The organism is Paenarthrobacter sp. 10L420, assembly GCF_056395385.1.
The window spans coordinates 220,372-238,031 of sequence record NZ_JBFTJK010000004.1 but is presented as its reverse complement, the minus strand read 5'-3'; the positions used below and the strand labels follow the sequence as shown (position 1 = coordinate 238,031).

The 17,660-nt window shown below is 59.2% G+C and carries 20 protein-coding genes; 12 read left to right on the top strand and 8 right to left on the bottom strand.

Going from position 1 to position 17,660, the window contains the following annotated elements; translation table 11 throughout:
* Positions 1 to 2 precede the first annotated feature (2 nt).
* The 5 genes from AC1DD5_RS09460 to AC1DD5_RS09440 all read left to right on the top strand — a co-directional run bounded on the left by AC1DD5_RS09460 (position 3) and on the right by AC1DD5_RS09440 (position 4,769).
* Complete coding sequence (locus AC1DD5_RS09460; RefSeq protein WP_477521230.1) at positions 3 to 302, top strand: type II toxin-antitoxin system HicB family antitoxin; 300 nt, start codon at positions 3 to 5, stop codon at positions 300 to 302.
* Positions 303 to 554: 252 nt separating this feature from the next.
* A complete protein-coding gene (locus tag AC1DD5_RS09455) occupies positions 555 to 1,157 on the top strand; it encodes a TMEM175 family protein (RefSeq protein WP_477521229.1) in 603 nt (200 codons plus the stop codon).
* A gap of 132 nt (positions 1,158 to 1,289) precedes the next feature.
* A complete protein-coding gene (locus AC1DD5_RS09450) occupies positions 1,290 to 1,934 on the top strand; it encodes an MBL fold metallo-hydrolase (protein ID WP_477521228.1) in 645 nt (214 codons plus the stop codon).
* Positions 1,935 to 2,013: 79 nt separating this feature from the next.
* Positions 2,014 to 3,156, top strand: a complete 1,143-nt coding sequence (locus AC1DD5_RS09445) for a M20 family metallopeptidase (RefSeq protein WP_477516025.1) — start codon at positions 2,014 to 2,016, stop codon at positions 3,154 to 3,156.
* Positions 3,157 to 3,167: 11 nt separating this feature from the next.
* Positions 3,168 to 4,769 (top strand): PucR family transcriptional regulator, encoded by a 1,602-nt coding sequence (locus AC1DD5_RS09440; RefSeq protein ID WP_477521227.1) that lies wholly within the window; start codon positions 3,168 to 3,170, stop codon positions 4,767 to 4,769.
* Between the two features lie 53 nt (positions 4,770 to 4,822).
* Here AC1DD5_RS09440 and menC read toward each other — a convergent pair whose 3' ends face one another.
* Positions 4,823 to 5,929: an o-succinylbenzoate synthase gene (gene menC / locus AC1DD5_RS09435; protein WP_477516023.1), complete on the bottom strand. Its 1,107-nt coding sequence runs from the start codon at positions 5,927 to 5,929 to the stop codon at positions 4,823 to 4,825.
* Positions 5,926 to 6,759 carry a GNAT family N-acetyltransferase gene (locus AC1DD5_RS09430; RefSeq protein WP_477516022.1) on the bottom strand — a complete coding sequence of 278 codons (834 nt, stop codon included), beginning with the start codon at positions 6,757 to 6,759 and terminating at the stop codon, positions 5,926 to 5,928. The genes menC and AC1DD5_RS09430 overlap by 4 nt, the downstream gene beginning before the upstream one ends.
* A 217-nt stretch (positions 6,760 to 6,976) precedes the next feature.
* Here AC1DD5_RS09430 and AC1DD5_RS09425 point away from each other — a divergent pair, with 217 nt between their 5' ends.
* Genes AC1DD5_RS09425 through AC1DD5_RS09410 form a run of 4 tightly spaced genes read left to right on the top strand, consistent with a single transcriptional unit; the run spans position 6,977 to position 9,669 of the window.
* Positions 6,977 to 7,129, top strand: coding sequence for a hypothetical protein (locus AC1DD5_RS09425; RefSeq protein WP_477521226.1), 153 nt, complete (start codon positions 6,977 to 6,979; stop codon positions 7,127 to 7,129).
* 52 nt (positions 7,130 to 7,181) lie between these two features.
* Positions 7,182 to 7,904, top strand: a complete 723-nt coding sequence (locus AC1DD5_RS09420; protein ID WP_477521225.1) for an ABC transporter substrate-binding protein — start codon at positions 7,182 to 7,184, stop codon at positions 7,902 to 7,904.
* 26 nt (positions 7,905 to 7,930) lie between these two features.
* Entirely contained in the window at positions 7,931 to 8,869 is a 939-nt protein-coding gene (locus AC1DD5_RS09415) for an amino acid ABC transporter permease (RefSeq protein ID WP_477516020.1), read from the top strand.
* Entirely contained in the window at positions 8,866 to 9,669 is an 804-nt protein-coding gene (locus AC1DD5_RS09410; RefSeq protein ID WP_477521224.1) for an amino acid ABC transporter ATP-binding protein, read from the top strand. The genes AC1DD5_RS09415 and AC1DD5_RS09410 overlap by 4 nt, the downstream gene beginning before the upstream one ends.
* 123 nt (positions 9,670 to 9,792) lie before the next feature.
* Here AC1DD5_RS09410 and AC1DD5_RS09405 read toward each other — a convergent pair whose 3' ends face one another.
* A complete protein-coding gene (locus tag AC1DD5_RS09405; protein ID WP_442005896.1) occupies positions 9,793 to 10,728 on the bottom strand; it encodes an AEC family transporter in 936 nt (311 codons plus the stop codon).
* Positions 10,729 to 10,775: 47 nt separating this feature from the next.
* On the opposite strand from AC1DD5_RS09405, the gene AC1DD5_RS09400 reads away from it, so the two are divergent.
* Positions 10,776 to 11,288: a CGNR zinc finger domain-containing protein gene (locus AC1DD5_RS09400; RefSeq protein ID WP_442005895.1), complete on the top strand. Its 513-nt coding sequence runs from the start codon at positions 10,776 to 10,778 to the stop codon at positions 11,286 to 11,288.
* A gap of 61 nt (positions 11,289 to 11,349) precedes the next feature.
* On the opposite strand, the gene AC1DD5_RS09395 is transcribed toward AC1DD5_RS09400, so the two are convergent.
* On the bottom strand, positions 11,350 to 11,733 hold the full coding sequence (locus AC1DD5_RS09395; protein ID WP_442005894.1) for a winged helix-turn-helix transcriptional regulator: 384 nt from the start codon (positions 11,731 to 11,733) through the stop codon (positions 11,350 to 11,352).
* 84 nt (positions 11,734 to 11,817) lie between these two features.
* Between AC1DD5_RS09395 and AC1DD5_RS09390 the strand changes: the two genes are divergently transcribed.
* Positions 11,818 to 12,219: a nuclear transport factor 2 family protein gene (locus tag AC1DD5_RS09390; RefSeq protein WP_442005893.1), complete on the top strand. Its 402-nt coding sequence runs from the start codon at positions 11,818 to 11,820 to the stop codon at positions 12,217 to 12,219.
* A 140-nt stretch (positions 12,220 to 12,359) separates the two neighbouring features.
* Here the strand turns inward: AC1DD5_RS09390 and AC1DD5_RS09385 are convergent, their stop codons facing one another.
* From AC1DD5_RS09385 to AC1DD5_RS09370, 4 genes are all read right to left on the bottom strand, one after another.
* Complete coding sequence (locus tag AC1DD5_RS09385) at positions 12,360 to 12,923, bottom strand: OsmC family protein (protein ID WP_477516018.1); 564 nt, start codon at positions 12,921 to 12,923, stop codon at positions 12,360 to 12,362.
* 211 nt (positions 12,924 to 13,134) lie between these two features.
* Positions 13,135 to 13,881 (bottom strand): helix-turn-helix transcriptional regulator, encoded by a 747-nt coding sequence (locus tag AC1DD5_RS09380; protein ID WP_477521223.1) that lies wholly within the window; start codon positions 13,879 to 13,881, stop codon positions 13,135 to 13,137.
* 146 nt (positions 13,882 to 14,027) lie between these two features.
* A complete protein-coding gene (locus AC1DD5_RS09375) occupies positions 14,028 to 15,269 on the bottom strand; it encodes a MalY/PatB family protein (protein ID WP_477521222.1) in 1,242 nt (413 codons plus the stop codon).
* On the bottom strand, positions 15,263 to 15,679 hold the full coding sequence (locus tag AC1DD5_RS09370) for a RidA family protein (RefSeq protein WP_442005889.1): 417 nt from the start codon (positions 15,677 to 15,679) through the stop codon (positions 15,263 to 15,265). The genes AC1DD5_RS09375 and AC1DD5_RS09370 overlap by 7 nt, the downstream gene beginning before the upstream one ends.
* 444 nt (positions 15,680 to 16,123) lie before the next feature.
* On the opposite strand from AC1DD5_RS09370, the gene AC1DD5_RS09365 reads away from it, so the two are divergent.
* Complete coding sequence (locus AC1DD5_RS09365) at positions 16,124 to 17,620, top strand: amino acid permease (protein ID WP_442005888.1); 1,497 nt, start codon at positions 16,124 to 16,126, stop codon at positions 17,618 to 17,620.
* Positions 17,621 to 17,660 lie beyond the last annotated feature (40 nt).

The window sequence follows — 17,660 nt, the reverse complement described above, 5'->3', positions numbered from 1 at the left end:
CTGTGGTGAATACCAGATTGTCCAAGGAATTCTTAGTGAATAACGTTTCGGCAAAAGCGCAGGTCGTCAACGAGGACGGGGTTTGGGGCATGTTCCTGCCCGGCCTGCCCCTGGCGGCTGACGGGACGACGTTGGAAGAAGCGACCATTGAACTAATCGATGCTCTCCGTGAATACGCCGAAGACTGGGAGGACCATCTCCGCGCGGCCCCAAACCATCGAGACAACTGGGCTTTAGTACAACTGATTGACTCCTCCACTGATGAGGAACTGGACGCATGGCTGACCGATAGCAAGAAGTGAGCCAGGAATATCCCCAGGCACCGGAGATGATCACGAGGCTTTCTGCAGGACCGAGGAGTGGCAGCACAAAGTGATGCGAGAGGCGGCCTCCGCTGGTGTTTGTATCTTGGGCTGGCGGGCCACTCGGCGACCGGGTGTACTCTATCCACCAGGTGCGCGTCGTCCCCGACAGTGCAGACCTTCAGAGGAGCCGACTATGGCTGATGACAGGGTGAGCCAAAAGCAGTGCTACGTGCGACGGGACCGGGGTCGGTGAACAAGAACCGGCTCGAGGCGTTCAGCGACGGCGTGCTGGCCATCATCATCACCATCATGGTCCTGGAGCTGCACACCCCGGAAACGCCAACCTGGGAGGGCGTGGCCGCAGTTCTGCCGACCCTCTTCAGCTACCTTCTGAGCTTCGTGTATGTCGGGATCTACTGGAACAACCACCACCACATGATCCACCTGGCCAGTCGAGTGAACGGCGGGATTCTCTGGGCCAATTTGCACCTGCTGTTCTGGCTGTCTCTCTTCCCTTTCACGACACGGTGGATGGATGAGTCCGGCTTCACACAGGTGCCCGTCCTGTTATACGGAATCAACCTGCTGTGTGCAGCGCTCGGGTACTACATCCTGGAACGTCGCCTGATCGCCGCCCAAGGCAAGGACGGGGCCCTTGCCCGGGCTGTCGGCCGGGACTGGAAAGGCAAAGCATCCCCCGTGATCTATATGGCCGGCATCGCAGCCACCCTGGTCCAGCCCCTGTTCGGGATCGCCATCTTCACCGTTGTGGCGCTGATCTGGCTGGTCCCGGACCGCCGGGTTGAGCACTTTGTCGCCAGGGCTCATCAAAGCGATAACGGCGTCGGCTAATCGGCTAACGCAGAGATTCGCGCGCCGAAAATGAGGAACCTGCTTCTGGTGCTGCTGCTCGACAGACAAGTTGGCAGATGGGAGTCTGGACCCGGACAGGTCATGGCCATCATTTGGAACTGAGGTAAAGACGTGAATTCCGCCGCTGCAATCCCTGTTACCGCCATCCGTGTGGCCGAGCTGGTTCCCGAAGGCGAACCCATGCCGGTCTACGTGCACGTCATTGACCACCCCGACGGGCGGGTGCTGGTGGATACCGGCATGACTCAGCTTCACCCCGCGGTCGCCGACATGGATCCGCGCCTTTACCCGCTAAAGGAACAGGACTTCGACATCAGCAGCGTCGACATCGTGGTGAACACCCACCTGCATTTTGACCACTGCGGGGGCAATCACCTCTTCGCGGGCAAGCCCATCTACGTCCAACGCCAGGAACTCGACGACGCCCGCAACCAGAATGACTACACCATCCCTGAATGGGTGGACCCACCAGGGGTGCAATACTTTCCGGTCGACGGCGAGTTGGAACTGCTTCCCGGACTACGACTCCTTTCAGCGCCAGGCCACACCCGCGGCTCACAAATCGTTGTCATCGATGGAGAAGAAGGCCCTACCGTCATCGCTGGAGACACAGCAGTTTGGTTCGATGAACTGGACAACCCCCGCACAGAGGGCCAGCTGCTGGTGCGTTCCCTGAACCCTGAAATGGTTTGGCTCACCCACGCGCACAAGCCATGGCTCCGCTCTATCCGAGTTGTTGAATCGGACAAAAACTGAAAGAAAATTTGTCGAAGTTGATGTCCAGCGTGGTGGCGAAGCGGCGGATGATGAGGCAAAACCCTTTTAGGAGATCCTCATGACCGTTCGACTCATGGAAACTTTGTCTCAACTTCAGCCTCGGATGCTCGAGGATTTGGAACTGCTGGTGTCTTCAGAATCGCCATCAACGCAGCCGATGGAGCTGGTTGCAGCTGCCGAAAAGGTCTCAGCTGTTGGAAAAAGTCTGCTAGGGAGTGAGCCTGTCTATCTCCCCGGCGAAGGATGCACGCACCTGTTGTGGAGTTTGGGTGTTAAGCCTCGCATTCTCATCGTGGGTCACTACGACACTGTTTGGCCCGTCGGTACTACCAGTCGGTGGCCCTTTTCCGTGGATGGCGACAAAGCAACGGGGCCTGGGTCCTTCGACATGAAGGCCGGGATCGTGCAGGCGTTTTACGCGGTTCATGCACTGGGCAACCCGGATGGAATACAGATCCTTATTACCGGAGATGAGGAGACCGGGTCGGCTTCTTCCCGTAGTGCGATTGAGAAGCTTGCCGCCGAAGTGGAAGCCGTTCTGGTACTCGAGGCAAGCTTGGATGGGGCGTTCAAAACGAGCCGCAAAGGTTCGGGCATGTACCGACTTCATGTCCGTGGGCGTGCCTCGCATGCTGGCCTTGAGCCGGAGGCCGGGATAAACGCCACCGTCGAGATCGCTCAACAGATTCATTTGATAGATGACCTGCAGGACATTGCCAGGGGCACGTCTGTTACACCCACCACGCTTCGTTCAGGTGAAGCATCCAATCAGGTTCCGCCTTCAGCCTGGCTGGACATTGACGTGCGTGCCACCTCAATGTCTGAGTTGGAGCGGGTTGACGCTGCTTTGAGGTGTCTGCAGCCCAAGCTGGACGGTGCAGTCCTCCAAGTTGAGGGAGGGATTGACAGAGGACCACTTGAACAAGGCCGGGCGTCAGCTCTGTTTGATCGTGCCAGTGAGGTAGCCGCCGTTTTAGGTCTGCCTCCGCTCCGCGGAGTGATGGCCGGGGGCACTTCCGACGGAAACTTAACCGCAGCTTTGGGAATACCTACCCTTGATGGTTTGGGGGCTGTTGGTGCCGGCGCGCACAGCGAGGGAGAATGGGTCCAGATCAGCGCCATGCCCGAGCGGGCTGCGTTGCTGGCCGGACTCGTCGACTCTTTGTTGGCGCGTCCCATCGAGGGCAGTACAAACCACTAGGAGTGGTTGGCATGAGCGGAGCCGCTTCGCCTCCATACACCTCTTTGAGCGAGCTGCTGGCGGCTCTGGGTCCTTTGCTGTTGACTCCTTATGGTCCGCGCGACGGCTCTTTGCCAGCAGACCCGGATGTCCGGGCGTCGGTTGTTTGGGATCCATTGGAGGAAGTCCCGCCTATCAAGGGCGGTGTTCTTCTCATGACGGGCGCGTCCTTGGCGCCCGACGCTGCATCGTCCGCCATCAAGGAAGCGGCAGAGCGCGAGTACGCGGCCGTCGTCTTGAAGTCTCGTGACTCGGCCAAGGAAACAATAGATATTTCGGGTGCCGGGAAGGTCCAGGTGCTCGTTGCTCAAGATGACGCCTCCTGGAACTCGCTTCATGCGCTGATCAGCGCCGCTGTTTCTGATCCGGCAGAAATGCGGACTGCCTCTATCGCGGATATCGCTCCCGGTGATTTGTTCAGTCTGGCGAATGCGATAGCTGCGATGGCGGGAACTGCCATCACGATTGAGAACGTCAATCGAGAAGTGGTGGCGTATTCAAATATTGCCGATCAGGGTACGGACGATAGCCGACGCGATGCGATTCTGGGGCGTGCTGTGCCGGACTTGCCTTGGTACTTGGCGCGGTACCGAGCTGTGGCCATGGCGACCACCCCGGTCTTTTTTGACCAGGAACATGGCGCCTTGGAGCGAGTGGCAATGCCGGTAAGAGTCGGATCAAGGCTGGTTGGCTCGTTGTGGGCTTTTGACGAAGGCGGCACCAGAAGCGAAGAAATCGCCAGCGTACTCGCCGATGCTGCACCCATTGCATCCCTGCACCTTTTACATGCGGCCAGCGCATTCAGTTTGCAGCGCCATCGGCGCGGCGAATTGCTGACGGCCGCCCTGGGTGGCGTACAAATGGAGCCTGGGGCCGCACTCACCCTTGAGAAGCAGATGCCGGTGGTGTTGATCGGTTTCGCGAACGCCGTCGAAACTGGAGCTGATATTGACCTGGGCAGGATCGCAGACATCGTCGCGCTGAACGCCGAAGCGGTTCGGAGAGCCGCTTCCTGCACCGTGCTCGCGAATCGGGTGTTTGTGCTCATTCCCGGGGCGGACCAGTTGACCGACGAGCGAATCAGGAATTTCCTTACGGCCTCACAGCGTGCCGTAGCCGGTACGGCGGAAGTTCATCTCCGATGCGCTTACTCCGGGCCACTGCATACAGTTGCCGACTTAAAAGGAGCACATACCGACATCGAAACAGCCTTCCGGTTTCAGAATATCGAAGCCTTGGATGAAGCCATGTCCACTGAAAAAGATCGCCACCGGATTTTGCTGCAGGAGCTTTCTGAAGGAACGGTCGCTGCTCCCGAGCGATTGCTGGGATCTGTCCGAGAGATCCTTGACTACGATGCAGCCAACGGCACGGAGTACGCTGCCACGTTATTGGCGTTTTTAGACACCTTTGGCGATAACCGTAGGGCAGCGGAGTTGATGATGGTCCATGAAAATTCGCAGCGTTACCGTATGAGGCAGCTGACAAAGAAGTTTGGAATCGATGTGGACAACCCGGGCCAACGCCTCATCATGTGGCTACAGCTCCACCTGCGCCGGCGGGAACGGCTTTAACGCGCCCTTCCCGCCTTCACCCGACGCATTTGTTCCAGTCGTCCAAGCAGTACCTACATCAACCATTCCTGTTCCACGCTGACCGATTCCAAGTAGTCCAAGTCAATGACTGCTCCGGTTCCGGGACCGTGTGGAACGCTTATGGTTCCAGACTCGATATGAAACTCCTGGCCTATGTCCTTGGTGTAGTAGCGTTTCGTGGCTGAAATATCGGATGGAAGGGTAAAACCCGGCAATGAAGCCAATTGCAGATTAGCTGCCCGACCAATCGCGGTCTCAAGCACGCCACCGCACCAAACGGGTATGCTCTGGGCGAGGCAGAGATCATGGATGGCCCGAGCTTCAAGGTAACCACCCACCCGTGCTGGCTTGATATTGATGATCTGTGCCGCCCCCATCTGAATTGCGGTAGCAGCGGAAGCACAGGAAGTAATGGATTCATCGAGGCAAATGGGCGTCTGCAGATAGCCTGCCAGCCGGGCGTGACCGCACAGCTCCTCCGCTGGAAGGGGCTGCTCCAACAAGAGGAGATCAAAGGTGTCCAGCCGGCGAAGCGTGCTGACGTCAGCGATCGTGTACGCCTGGTTTGCATCTACCTGAAGAAGCAGGTCCTCACCGAACTCGCGTCTAATGGCCCGGACCGGCTCAACATCCCACCCCGGAGCTATTTTCAGTTTTACGCGAGAATATCCCTCTGCAACGTACCCTTCGACTTGGCGGATCAAATCACTCAACGATTCACAAATACCTACTGAAACGCCGACCCTGATTTTCTCGCGGGAGCCACCAAGGTAGGACTTCATGGACATTCCGTGCGCGCGGAGTTCGGCATCAAGGATCGCGCTCTCAAGCGCAGCCTTAGCCAACGGGTTCCCGGGGACCCGCTTCATCGCCACATGCGCACCGGCCGCATCAATCGTGGGAATTTTCGCTAGCAACGGGACCAGTACCTCCGCGATGAGGAGTCGCGCTGATTCAAGGCGTTCCGGAAAATAGACCGGCTCGGCATCTGCTGCGCATTCGGCCCAACCTTCTGAGTTGTCTGTGACCCATCGGACCAGAAGCATCTCGCGCACTGACTCGCTGCCACGCGATGTCCTGAACTCGCCGGCAAGGGGCATGCGCACCCTTCGCAATTCAACCTTGAATGCCGCGCTCATTGTGCACTCACCGTGTCCAGCACGTAGTACCCGGAGCCAGAAACCGACACGGGCACCAAGTTCTGCGCTTCTGCTTCTTGCAGGACATCCGCCATGGAAACACGCCATCGCATTGCCAAAGCGTTGTCGTCAAGCCGCATCGACTCGATATCACGGGGGATCCAGACCCGCATCCGCGGTTGCGGTGCAATGCCAGAGCGTTGAGGGCTGCCGTTCTCCCCGGCGCGAAGGGCGATCGGTCCGTCGTCGTCCTCTGGGGTCGACGGAGTAGCCGACGCCAGGTCCCAACTCACGCATAGACGGTCCGTGCGGTCCATCCTGTTTAGAGAATCGTGCATGGGTGGGTAAAACTCCGGGATGTAATTCTGCACCCGTGCTCCCAAGCGCACGAGGTTGAAATGGGCGTTCCTGCGAATCAAGGGGTCGTAAGTCCACAACATCCGTTTGGCACCCCGCTCGAGAGACCAAACGCGCTGGGCGTATTTGAGTGCGATGCCCACTCCCCGACCAGCAAATCCCGGTTTTACTCCGGCAATGAGTGAGTACATCACTTCAGAGACGGGAGGCCCTGAGATCGCTACTGCGACGCCCACCACCTCCTCACCAGACAGGGCTCCGGTTACGCAGGCGTCCGCATGGCTCAAACTGCGGAGAAGATCGGAGGACAGCGGCGACGCGTCCCGGCTTGTGCCCCAGATGCCTGCCAGCAGGTCAGAGGCAGCAGCGAATTCGCCTTTTGAGGTTAGCGGCCGCAAAGAAAGCGCCGCCCTTGCTGCCGACTTCGCCGCAACGTCACGAGCGGATGCGAGGGGTTCTGAATCAGTTCTCATGCCCTCCATGTTCTAGGGCGGCAGCAGTCCGTCCTTTGTCGCGGACAACTAAATTGCGACGCATTTTTGTCTGGGAGAACCATTCGGCCGTCGATCTCCGATGCCAAGCTCAGTAGGCGCCTGCAGCAATAGTGGCCCAAGTCACGAGCCTCCCAAGGATCCGACTGGGCGCCCATCAACGAATGTCCGCAGGCCCCCTTCACGAAAGGTACTAACGATGCGAATCAGCAATAAGTTGGCGCTCCTCACCGCAGCCCTGGTCATGTCTTCCGTCAGCGGCTGCACAACAGCGTCGCAAGGTGACGCTTCCGCGCAGAGCCCGGCAACGGCACCTGTCTCTTCAGCCAGCGAACAAGGCGGAGTAAAATGAAGAAGCCCGTGCCCTGCTACCTCAGTCCATGCGGGACAAAGGCACGCTGGTGATGGCAACAGACCCCACGTATCCCCCGTTTGAATACTTTGACACCGACAACAAGACAGTCATCGGCTGGGACGTGGACATGGGCAATGTCCTGGCGTCCTCCCTCGGGCTCAAGGCGCAATATGTTCCAGCTACGTTCGACACGATCCTGCCGGGATTGGCCTCCAACAAGTACGACGCCGGCATGTCGGCCTTCAACGTCACGGAAGAGCGACAGAAGGTGGTCGACTTCGTTCCATACATCTCTGGTGGTTCCGGCATGGCCGTCCTACCCGGGAACCCGGCCAAACTATCGATGACCGCCGCTTCCTTGTGCGGTAAGAAGATCGCCGCACAAAAGGGCACCCACGAATCCCTCGACATCCTCCCGACCATGTCAGAGGAATGTACCGGCAGCGGCGAACAGGCAATCAATCAGGCTGTGTTTCCCACCCAGACAGACGCAAACCTTGCGCTCCTGTCAGGGCGGGTCGATGGCGTGATGGCAGACAGTATTCCTTTGAGCTATCAAGGAGCACTTGCCGAGAACAAATTCGAGTTGGCGGCTGGTGGCGACTACGAGCCGAGGCTCACTGGTATTGCCCTGAACAAAGAGTCCGGCTTGCGCCCGGCGATCACCGCTGCCATGAAAGCAATTGTGCAGAGCAAAACATACTCCGACATCAACAAGCGCTGGGGAATCCCCTCCGGGTCCAGTATCACCGCTGATCAGATCTCCGAATAAGAGCCACAGTAGACAAGGGATATCCAATGGGAGCAACAACACTTCCGATAGAAACGCCGCAGAGGTCTCTTGATGAGTTCACCACGGTGAAGGCAAAGTATATTGGCCGCTGGGTTTCAGGAGCCTTGATTCTGGTACTTGCCGCGCTGGCATTGCAGTCAGTAGTGACCAATCCCCGTTTCGGGTGGGAAACGGTGGGTAAGTACATCCGTGATGTTTCAATTGTGAACGGCATAGCCGTCACATTGATGCTCACAGCTGTTTCCATGGTGATCGGAATCGTCCTGGGCGTGGTCCTGGCCGTCATGAGGCTCTCCCCTAACCCCGTGATCCGTGCCGCAGCATCAACGTACGTAAACTTCTTCCGAGGCACGCCGGTTTTGGTCCAACTTCTCTTCTGGTACAACCTTGCGGCGCTCTACCCGGTGATCAGTTTCGGCATGCCTGGAGTGGCCCTGGACGCGAACCAGTTCATCACCCCGATAACAGCAGCGATACTTGGTCTCGGTCTGAACCAAGGAGCGTACATGTCCGAAATCGTACGCGCAGGAATTCTCTCCGTAGACCATGGCCAGGCAGAAGCAGCAGGCGCCCTGGGAATCAGCCGCTTCCGCACTATGCAGCGCATTATCTTGCCCCAAGCCATGAAAGTCATCATTCCCCCCACCGGAAATGAAACCATCGGCATGCTCAAAACCACATCCTTGGTGTCAGTGATCTCTGTCCCGGAACTTCTCTACTCGTCACAAATCATCTACGCCAGGACCTTCGAAACCATACCGCTGCTGATTGTGGCCAGTATCTGGTACATCATCATCACCTCCGTCCTGAGCATCGGCCAGTACTACCTGGAACGCCGGTACGCCAAAGGCAACCAACGCAACCTCCCCCTCACCCCTTGGCAGAGCCTCACGCTTTTCTTCAACACCCACCATCGGCCAACCAGAAAAGGCGGTATACGATGACCAGCACCACGACCCAACCGGCCGGAGCAGTCACTGGACCGCGAACCATGATCAAAGCAGAAGGCGTGGAGAAAAACTACGGTTCGCTCCACGTCCTCAAGGGAATCAACCTGGAAATCGACGCTGGCGAGGTAGTCTGCCTGATCGGCCCTTCAGGATCAGGCAAAAGCACCCTGCTGCGCTGCATCAACCACCTCGAACGGATCAATGGCGGCCGTATGTGGGTCGACGGAAAAGTCATTGGATATGACATCAAAGGCAACAAGTTACACGAACAAAAAGACGCCGACATTCGGCGCAGCCGCGCGGACATCGGCATGGTTTTCCAACACTTTAACCTCTTCCCCCACATGACCGTGCTGGAAAACCTTATCGAAGCGCCCCGACAGGTTCTGAAGCAAAGGAAAACAGAAGTCACCCCGCGAGCACTCCAACTACTGGAACGCGTCGGCCTGGCAGACAAAGCAAACGCGTACCCACGCCAACTCTCCGGTGGCCAACAACAACGCGTCGCCATCGCCAGGGCCCTGTGCATGGAACCAAAACTGATGCTCTTCGATGAACCCACCTCCGCACTGGACCCTGAACTGGTCGGAGAAGTCCTCAAGGTCATGAAAGACCTCGCCCAATCAGGCATGACCATGGTGGTGGTTACCCACGAAATGAACTTCGCCCGCGACGTCGCTGACCGCGTCGTATTCATGGCAGAAGGCGCCATCATCGAACAAGGCCCAGCACAACAAATCATCCGCAACCCACAAAATGAACGCACCCAAACATTCCTCAACTCCGTCCTCTGACTTTCCAGAGAAAGGCTTCGATGTGTTCGGAAGTATCCATCTGATGATGGATTCCGCTGTTGCCGTTGCTGGGGCCGGTCCCGGGATGGCCAGAAAGGGTCTCCTGTGAAGCCGATTCAGGGTTTAGAACCGCGCTTTCATGAGGTCCACGAGCATCAGAACTACAGGCAGAGTGCCCATGGCAAGCACGGTTTGTGTACCTGTTATCGCTGCCATAAGGCGGACATCACCGCCCATCCGGCTGGCCAGGACGTAGGCTGAGGGCGCCGTCGGGATGGCGCAGATCAGCACGATACTGCTGAGGCCGGCTCCCGCGGCGCCTAAGGGTATGGCAATGGCGGCAGCCGAAAGCGGAAGCACGACGAGCTTCAGTAGAGAAACTGCCGCAATATCGGCTGTATCCCGCCATCGAATGTCAGCGTGGAGCGCCGCCCCGGCAATGAGCGTTCCGCAGGCGAGGGCGGGGGCGGCCAGCATAGTGAGTGCCGCGGACACAAACTCCGGAAGAGGCAAGTCCGCCAGGTTAAGAAGCAGTCCCAGAGCGCAGCTTTGGATGAGCGGATTTTCAAGCAACTCCCGCCACAGCGGCCTGCGGCGCACCAAGGCCAGCTTGTCGCCGTATGCGGACAATGTTCCCACGCAGATCACATTCACCAATGGCACAACAACAGCGCTGGCTAGGGCGAAGGTAGCCACTCCCTCCTGGCCGTGGAGCGCGCCGGCAAAGGTGAGGCCAACATAGGTGTTGATTCGGACAGCGCCTTGCACCAGTGAAGTCAACCGGGGGCCATTGGTGCGAAGCATGCGAGCCGAGCCGATGACCAATGCAGCAATAACGGCAATCGGCACGCCGACGCTCAGGAGGAGCGGCCCTACGGGAACGATGCTCAGATCCGTGCCTGCGATGGATGAGATGAACAGCGCCGGAGTAAAAACCTTGTAGCTCAACCATTCCATGCCGCCCCAAAACCCGGAATCAACGAGGAACTTCCGTCGCAAGACCGCCCCAAGAACAAGAAGCGATACAACAGGAATAATTGCGGTGGTTACGAGCAGCATATGGAAAACTGTGCTGCAATGGGTTAGTGCAGTTCAACCATGACAACATGACGGGTCCTGAATTGGCAGTAGACCTGGTCAACCTTGCCGGCGGACCCGACTGGAGCGTTGAGCGTGTCCTGCACATTCTGGACGAGCATCAAATCCGGAAGACCTCGTCTTTGACCGCCAATTCAGCCGAACGCCTCCGGCAATGGGCCCTGATGCTGCGGAAGGCCTTCGACGCAACAGATGCCGAAGGGCTTTGCAGGGCGATCAATTCACTCTTGGAGGCCGGGACCAGCCGGGCCTATCTGAGCACTCACGACGGACTGCAACCTCACCTGCACTGGGCGCCCGAAGAGGAGGATGTTGTAGCGCGCGTCAAAGCAGTAACAGCCGGAGGCCTTGCACTGTTCACTGTCGAATCTGCGGGAAAAAGAATAGGGGCTTGCACCCGCCAAGGCTGCGAAACAGTGTTTGTGGATACTAGCCGCAACGGCAGGCGCTCGTACTGTTCCGCCAAGTGCGGCAATTATGATGCTGTCCAGCGCCATCGACAGGGAGCCCCCAGCAAGTAATTCAGCCTTCCGCACCGCCACGCCAGATGCTCAAAGCCAACGCTTTACGGCCTGACGGCCTTTACGGCATGGGTCGCGTGCCGGGACGATCGTCGTAGGCGTCCCGCGCGGCCAGTACCTCGTTGATGTGCTCTTCGGCCCAGCGCCCCAGCGCCGTCAGCGGCTCACGCAGGCTGTGGCCCAGCGTAGTGAGTTCGTACTCCACGCGCGGCGGCATCTCGTTGTATGCGGTTCGCTCGATAATCCCGTCACGCTCCAAATCCCGCAACGTATCGGCCAGGACCTTGCCGCTGATGCCATCTACTTCTTCGCGGAGTTCGCCAAACCTCAAAGAGCCCTTGCTGAGGGCAATGACGATCATTGCCGTCCACTTGTTGGCGATCTTAGCCAGGGAAGTACGTGAGGGGCACGTGGCCACCATGATGTTCCAAACCGGCGCATCCAATCAAACCCAGCTCCTTTAGTTACGTTGATGTAACAGGTTACCGAATGTAACCATGGCTGCGTAATCACAACTGAAGGAGAACTGATGAATGATCAGACGCCGGCGGCCGTGGCCGCCTCGTACTTCGAAGCCCTTGGCCGGGGGGACGTGCCAGCAGCCATGGCGCTGCTGAGTCCTGACGTGGTGTGGCACCAGCCGGGGTCCAACCGCTTTTCCGGTGACCATAAAGGGCTCGACGGCGTAGGTGCCTTGCTGGGCGGGATGATGGAAGCCAGCCAAGGGACCTTCCAATTGGCTGTTACCGGGCCGGCAATGGTCAACGGTGAGCTCGTAGCCGTCCCGGTCACGTTCTCGGGCACGCGGACCGACGCCTCCATGGACATGGCGGGCGTAGACCTTCTCACTGTCCGTCAGGGGAACATCGTAGACGTCCGTTTGTTCTCGGCCGATGGTGCGACGGAAGACTCATTCTGGGGACAGGCCTAGATACAACAGGCGTCCTGACCAGGACACTGCCCCGGACTGCCAGCGCGGCAGGACAATTTCTGCGACGACATCGTCACAGGGCTGCTCATGGGAGTTTCCGGGCCGGGCTTCGAAGCCCTGCCCGGAACTCACGCATGGTCCTAGTTCAGTGCAGTGGTGACTTTCACGGGGTTGGCAAGGGTGTCGCGGATTGGCGAGGTCGCTTCCAGTGCCTTGACGAGGTCCTGAAGATCTTCTCGTGGAGTGCCCGGGCTTTCGAGCTCCACGTTGACCGTGATGTGTTCTGCGCCCTTTCGGACGGACTCGTCGATGCCGAGGAATCCACTCAGATCGATATCGAACCCGAGGGTGAGCCGAATCTCCTCCAGGGTGATGTTGCGAGCTGCGGCGAGTGAGGCAAGGGTAACCATGTAGCAGCCGGCGAGTCCTTTGAGGATGTATTCAGCAGGGCTGACGGCAGTGTCTGTGCCGAGCAGCGAGATGGGCTCGTCACTATGCAGTGTGTACTTTCCACGTCGTGAGTTATCCGGTACGCCTGCCTGCAGCAGCGGGCCTGTTTCGGTCTTCGCTGTCAGACCGCCTGCGGACTCGCTGTTCATGGTAAAAGTGACGCGGCCGAGTTCACGCTGGGCGCTGACAGCCTCGACGGTTGCCTGGATAGCAGCGAGGTCGGCGAACGGCTTCGTGGTGGTGCTGGTGTTCATTTTTTCTCCTTGATTTATTTGACGATTTGTCTTGTACAGGGAAGGTGATTGATGCGTGCCTGGACGATTGCCCGCATGACTTGGCCGGGCAGAGTGATGCTCCAGTGCCTCATTTCGGGCATGACGGGGTAGGGAATTGTTCATTGCTGGTGATCCGGCGATGAGGAAGGCTTGAGTTCCAGGGAACGGGGTAACGCTGCCTTCTGTCGGGTTAGGCTGTCTCTTCGACCTCTCCGCCGAGTTCGTTGAGGTAGTTGTAAATGGTGAAGCGGGTGACTCCGAGTGCCGTCGCCGCTGTCTCGGCAGCCTGCTTTACGAGGAAGAATCCACGACGTTCCAGCTCCGCCACGACCTGCACTTTGTGTTCCTTGCGCATTTGCTCAACGGGGACCCCAATGGCGGCGATCGCCGCCTCGACGAGCTTGGAGCTGAGCTCCTCCACACTGTGCGGGAAGTACTCGCTCCCCTGGGGGCCGACCGACGCTGCCCTGTTCACGGTCGCGGTCGCCAGCATGGAGCTGCCGTCGTGGCCGAGAACGAAGCGGTCCAAGGCTAAGCGGAGCGTAACCCAGGCCGATACGTCCGCATTCAGACACAGAGCCGCGGCGGCTCGGCCTTCCTTGTCGATGTAAATGATCGTCGTGCTTTGGAGGATTCTCCCGTCGGGCAGTTGTGAGCGGTAGCCGATCTCATGGGAGAAGTCGCCGGCCGCCACACGTTCGAGCAATTTGTCGGTAGGTGGGTCTCCGATCTGGCGGCGAGTAACGTCTCCGGCGATAGCACGAACGGTGTTAGGGATTCGCTGCAGATCATGAAGGACGACCTCGGTAGGCTGAGGCACCGCGGCCTGAAGGGGTGCCACCAGGAGCTCGAGGACGCGGTTGATGGACTCGGCGTCCATGCCCTGCAGCGCGTCCGGGGATGGAGCTGTTGAGCCGACCGAACCAATCTGGGTCATCGTTGGTGTCCTTCCGATTAGCAGGCGGTCCAGGTTCCCGGACTCGCCATAAATTACTGCCTTTTTGTTGAAGCGTATCCGCTAGGGCCGCAAGCAGCCTGAGATAGACCTTCTTCGTTCAACATGCTGTTGCAACTAAGGAAGGTTCAGTCAACGTGGGCGGCTCGCCCCATCCGAGTGATGGCTTCGGTGAGATTGGTCTGGGACGTGGCAAAGTTAAGGCGAACATGTCCTGCCCCGCCCGTGCCGAAGACATGGCCGGAGCTCAGAGCGACCCTAGCCTTGTCGAGGAACATCCTGGCCGGCCCGGCAAGGTCGGAAACGGTAGCGAGGCCTTCGTGCCCGGCTGACGAATCGAGGGCCAGATGGCTGCAATCCAGCCAAGCCAGGTATGTCCCTTCGGGAGCAGCGTACCCGACCCCGGGAAGATGCTCGGCGAGCAGCTTGCCGAGGAGGGCCCTGTTCGCGTCGAGGCCTCGGAGGAGGGCATTCAGCCACTCTGCACCATCACGGAATGCGGCGGTCTGGGCGATGACACCCAGATGGCTCGGTCCATGGCTGACCTCTTCGGGCATGCGCTTCAGATCATCGGCAGCGTCGGGCCCGGCGATTGCGAGTGCTGCCTTGAGGCCGGCAAGGTTCCAGGCCTTTGACGCCGAAGTGAGCGCAAACGCGTTCTCCGCCCCGGGCACGCTCAGATACGGCGTGAACGTTGCTCCCGGAAGGACGAGCGGGGCGTGGATCTCGTCCGAGACGACCCGGACCCCGTAGTTGTGTGCGAGGGCGGCGACAGCTGCGAGCTCTTCAGGGCTGTGGACCACCCCGGTCGGGTTATGCGGATTGCTGATCAGGTACGCGGCATTCCGTCCGGATGACCGCGCGCGCTTGAAAGCTTCCTCGAGGGTGGCGAGGTTGATCCGGAGATCCTGCCCTAGCGGTGCCTCAACGATCCTGCGCGAATCATGGGTGATGAAAGCATAGAAAGGCGCATACACCGGGGAGTTGACGACGACTGCGTCGCCGGGATCTGTAATCAGACGCAGGATCTCGACTACGCCCATCATCACGTCAGGCACGACGGCGGTGCGCTCGACTGCCAGCCCATCCCAGCCCCAGCGCCGGGAAGCGAACGCACTTATGGCTTCCGCGAACTCCGTCCCTGCAGGGTATCCGGTGTCTCCAGCGTCGATGGCTTCGTGCAGCGCTTCCGAAACCGGCGGCGCGAGCCGGACGTCCATCTCAGCAACCCACAGAGGCAGCACGTCGGAGGGATGAGTGCGCCATTTCATGCTCATGCGCTGGCGGAGCTGTTCGAGGGAGAGCTCCTCAAGCGGATTCCCGACTGCCGCGAAGCTGGCGGTTTGAGTCTTCTCGGCTGTCCTTAGCACTGCACAGTCATTTCAATCTCGACACATGCACCCAGCGGCAGCGAGGCTACTCCCACTGCCAGCCGCGCATGATGGCCTTTTTCTCCCAAGACATCGACGGCGAGCCACGACGCGCCATCGACCACTGCGGGTGCATCCACGAATCCTTCCCCTGCTGAGACGTACCCTCCGATCCTGGCGATACCCTTCACGGCGTCCAACGATCCGAGTTCATCGCGGACGACATCCAGACATCGTCTGGCAGCAAGCACTGCAGCCTCACGCGCCTGCTCGACTGTAACTTCCTGGCCTACGCGCCCGGGATACAGCAAGCCGCCATCTCCGATAGGGAGTTGGCCGGAGACAAAGAGTAAATCCCCCACCCGGACCGCGCGTTCATAGAGCGGTGTGGACGTAACGGATTCAGCCATAAGAAACCTTCCAGACGTTCGAGAGACGGACGCGGCACAGCAGGTACGCCACGCCGATCCAACTCAAAGTGTATTCAACACAAAGTTTGAGTAAAGCGGAACTTTCCACAATTATTACACATTTCGTTTACATGCGGTAGGCCGAGCCAACGCTGAATCAGTCCCTGCAAACTGCACATTTCTAGGCGTGCCCGCCCTCAAGGGCAAAACTGTTCCAACAAACTGTTGATCTTTTGATGCGTCTTGCCGCATACTCTCAACTGTGATTTGAATCTCCGGTTCTTCGGTGTTCAGGTTTCCCATATCCCCGTTCTGCTCACTACAGCCCTACCGCGGGCGCCCAGAACGGCAATCCCCTCAAATGCCTGCCCGCACCCCAACTCCAGCGGTTACGCCGTAGACCATCAGGCCCTTTTCAGGCTCAAACCAACAGGAAGGCTTCCCATGTCGATTCAGCCGCCCGTCACAGACTCGGGACACGCGCACGCACCCGATCCCGTACTGCACGCCGAGGATGCCGGCTACCAGAAAGGACTCAAATCCCGACAAATCCAGATGATCGCTATCGGGGGTGCGATCGGCACCGGCCTGTTCCTCGGCGCAGGTGGCCGACTTGCCGCAGCCGGGCCATCACTCTTCATCGCCTACGCGATCTGCGGGGCCTTCGCCTTCCTGATCCTGCGCGCCCTGGGCGAACTCGTACTGCACCGACCGTCGTCGGGCTCGTTCGTCTCCTATGCCAGGGAATTCTTCGGCGAGAAGGCAGCGTTCACCGTCGGATGGTTCTACTGGCTGGTTTGGGCTGCGACGACGATCGCCGACACGACCGCTGCCGCACTCTACATGAGCTTCTTCGGCAGGTACGTCCCCTGGATCGCCGCGGTCCCACAGTGGAGCTGGGCACTGATCGCCCTGGTGCTCGTCCTCGCCCTCAACCTTGTCTCCGTCAAGGTCTTCGGGGAGATGGAATTCTGGTTTGCCCTCATCAAGGTCACCGCACTGGTCGCGTTCCTCCTCGTGGGCATCTATTTCGTCGTCTTCGGCACTCCTACCGGTGGCGCGGTCGGATTCCAGCTCATCTCCGACAACGGCGGAATCTTCCCGAACGGCGTTCTGCCGATGGTCCTGCTCATGTCGGGAATCATCTTTGCCTACGGCTCAATTGAGCTCGTCGGCACTGCCGCCGGCGAGACCGAGAACCCAGCCAAGGTCATGCCGAAGGCGATCAACGCCGTCATCGCCCGCATCGCGCTCTTCTACGTCGGATCCGTCGTCTTGCTCTCACTGCTGCTGCCCTACACCGCTTATGAAAAGGGCGTCAGCCCGTTCGTGACGTTCTTCAGCTCAATCGGCATCAACGGCATCGACTCCATCATGAACCTCGTTGTGCTCACAGCTGCCCTGTCTTCGCTGAACGCCGGGCTCTACTCCACCGGACGCATCCTACGCTCGATGGCCGCCGCCGGCTCAGCGCCGAGATTCGCACTTCGAATGAACAAGGCCGGCGTGCCCTACGGCGGCATAGCCATCACGGCAGCAGTCTCCTTCCTCGGTATCCCGCTGAACTACATCGTCCCGGGCGACGCATTCGAGATCGTCCTCAACATTGCGGCCGTTGGCATCATCGTCGCGTGGGCCGCGATCGTCCTGTGCCAAATCCAATTTCAGAGGTGGGCCAGGAAAGGGTGGACCCAACGTCCCTCCTTCCGCATGCCCGGAGCCCCGTTTACGGGCTATCTAACCATTGCCTTCCTAGCCGTGGTCCTTGTCATGATTCTTATAGACTCCCCGTTGACCGTGGTCGTAACCGCAATCGCGGTAGCGCTCATGATCGCAGGCTGGTACGCATGCCGCGGGCGGATCCGCGAGATTGCCGCTGCACGCGACGGCCACACCGGAGCGGCGCCCATCGTCACCCAGGCCACAGGGCGGCAGCCGTAAGGTGCGTATCGAACGAGGTGGATGACCATAGCCCCGGCAA

What these genes read in the sequence shown, in the direction of transcription:
- AC1DD5_RS09445 (WP_477516025.1), top strand. Translation starts at nt 2,014, where the DNA reads ATGACCGTTCGACTCATGGAAACTTTGTCTCAACTTCAGCCTCGGATG.
- AC1DD5_RS09440 (WP_477521227.1), top strand. Translation starts at nt 3,168, where the DNA reads ATGAGCGGAGCCGCTTCGCCTCCATACACCTCTTTGAGCGAGCTGCTG.
- menC (WP_477516023.1), bottom strand. Translation starts at nt 5,929, where the DNA reads ATGAGCGCGGCATTCAAGGTTGAATTGCGAAGGGTGCGCATGCCCCTT.
- AC1DD5_RS09430 (WP_477516022.1), bottom strand. Translation starts at nt 6,759, where the DNA reads ATGAGAACTGATTCAGAACCCCTCGCATCCGCTCGTGACGTTGCGGCG.
- AC1DD5_RS09425 (WP_477521226.1), top strand. Translation starts at nt 6,977, where the DNA reads ATGCGAATCAGCAATAAGTTGGCGCTCCTCACCGCAGCCCTGGTCATG.
- AC1DD5_RS09420 (WP_477521225.1), top strand. Translation starts at nt 7,182, where the DNA reads ATGGCAACAGACCCCACGTATCCCCCGTTTGAATACTTTGACACCGAC.
- AC1DD5_RS09415 (WP_477516020.1), top strand. Translation starts at nt 7,931, where the DNA reads ATGGGAGCAACAACACTTCCGATAGAAACGCCGCAGAGGTCTCTTGAT.
- AC1DD5_RS09410 (WP_477521224.1), top strand. Translation starts at nt 8,866, where the DNA reads ATGACCAGCACCACGACCCAACCGGCCGGAGCAGTCACTGGACCGCGA.
- AC1DD5_RS09405 (WP_442005896.1), bottom strand. Translation starts at nt 10,728, where the DNA reads ATGCTGCTCGTAACCACCGCAATTATTCCTGTTGTATCGCTTCTTGTT.
- AC1DD5_RS09400 (WP_442005895.1), top strand. Translation starts at nt 10,776, where the DNA reads ATGACGGGTCCTGAATTGGCAGTAGACCTGGTCAACCTTGCCGGCGGA.
- AC1DD5_RS09390 (WP_442005893.1), top strand. Translation starts at nt 11,818, where the DNA reads ATGAATGATCAGACGCCGGCGGCCGTGGCCGCCTCGTACTTCGAAGCC.
- AC1DD5_RS09385 (WP_477516018.1), bottom strand. Translation starts at nt 12,923, where the DNA reads ATGAACACCAGCACCACCACGAAGCCGTTCGCCGACCTCGCTGCTATC.
- AC1DD5_RS09380 (WP_477521223.1), bottom strand. Translation starts at nt 13,881, where the DNA reads ATGACCCAGATTGGTTCGGTCGGCTCAACAGCTCCATCCCCGGACGCG.
- AC1DD5_RS09370 (WP_442005889.1), bottom strand. Translation starts at nt 15,679, where the DNA reads ATGGCTGAATCCGTTACGTCCACACCGCTCTATGAACGCGCGGTCCGG.
- AC1DD5_RS09365 (WP_442005888.1), top strand. Translation starts at nt 16,124, where the DNA reads ATGTCGATTCAGCCGCCCGTCACAGACTCGGGACACGCGCACGCACCC.